We start from the raw sequence: 1152 nt of genomic DNA, 5'->3' as shown, positions 1-1152 counted from the left end.
CGCGTGACCTGTCCAACCCGGCGCCCGCCGCGGCCCCGGCTGCACCCGCCGCTCCGGTGGCGGTCACGGCCGCCGATCACGTCGCGACGCTCACCGCGTTCGCCGAGGGCCGCGGACTCGCCCTGCCGATCACGGACGGCTACCAGGCCAACAAGGACCTCATCGACGCCGCCTACGCCGAGAACCAGACCGCCGTGGACGACTTCTTCGCCACCTACCTGGCGAACTGATCCGGGTCGGACCGGCGACGAGAACGGCCCGCCACCCCCTCTCAGGGGGTGGCGGGCCGTTCTGTCGTCCACACCGACGCCGTCACGCCGACTGACGCGCCGACGCCGGGCACCGGTGGGTGGGTCAGCGGGACGGCAGGGACCTGTTGACCACCGTCTCCGGATGGACGTAGTTCAGGCGCTCCTGCGGCAACGGGAAGATCTCCTGCCCGAAGGGGGACAACCCCCCCGCCACGAGCGCAGCCAGTTCGGTCACCGGGTGCTCGCCGAACGAGGCGTCGGGCCATCCCGGGTTGTCGTAGGTCAGTTTCTTGGCAGCCACGTGGACATCATCTCACCTCGAGCCCGATCCGTCAGCACCTGGGTCGGACCCCACCGCCACCGGTTCCCGCCGACGGCCGCATCTCACTAGGCTGGTGCGGATATGTCGACCTCCCGCACCACGCCCCGGCACCCCACCAGTGGGGAACCCGATTTCCCCACCTGGCTGGCCGGACTGCCCGACGAGACGCTCGTGCGGCTGTGCGAGAGACGCGCGGACGTGGCCACCCCTCCCCCGGCGTCACTGGGAGTTCTCGCCTCACGGCTGCGGTTGCCCGCGTCGACCGCCCGCGCGCTCGGCACGCTCACCTGGCCGGAACTACTCGTACTGTCCACGGCCGCCGCGCTCGGTGCCGACTCCGGCCCGGTGCCGATCGGTGCGGTCTCGGAGCGTCTCGGTGTCGACCAGGGCGACGCGGCATTCCGCGCGGCCGTGGACACCCTCCGTGATCTCGCGCTGTTCTGGGGCGAGATCACCCACGCCCGGATCGTGCCCGTCACCGGCGCGGCGGTCGACGCCGCGCCGGTGACGGCCCCTCGTCCCGGGGAGCCTGTCGGGACCCGGCTCGACGCCGCGTGGAGTGGCCTGTCCGACCGGGCG

General features: G+C 72.6%; 1 protein-coding gene and 2 pseudogenes. 2 read left to right on the top strand and 1 reads right to left on the bottom strand.

Annotation, left to right across the window (positions count from 1 at the left end):
• Positions 1-230 (top strand): annotated as a pseudogene (locus tag IY392_RS14630) (resuscitation-promoting factor RpfA); the annotation flags it as partial.
• A gap of 124 nt (positions 231-354) precedes the next feature.
• Here IY392_RS14630 and IY392_RS14625 read toward each other — a convergent pair.
• The gene (locus IY392_RS14625) at positions 355-552 is read right to left on the bottom strand and encodes a hypothetical protein (protein WP_107755836.1); all 198 of its coding nucleotides are present in this window, start codon (positions 550-552) and stop codon (positions 355-357) included.
• Between the two features lie 102 nt (positions 553-654).
• Here IY392_RS14625 and IY392_RS14620 point away from each other — a divergent pair.
• Positions 655-1152 (top strand): annotated as a pseudogene (locus IY392_RS14620) (hypothetical protein); the annotation flags it as partial.

Origin of the sequence: Dietzia sp. SYD-A1, assembly GCF_015356725.1 — a bacterium.
GTDB lineage: Bacteria > Actinomycetota > Actinomycetes > Mycobacteriales > Mycobacteriaceae > Dietzia.
This window is presented reverse-complemented; position numbering and strand designations above follow the sequence as displayed.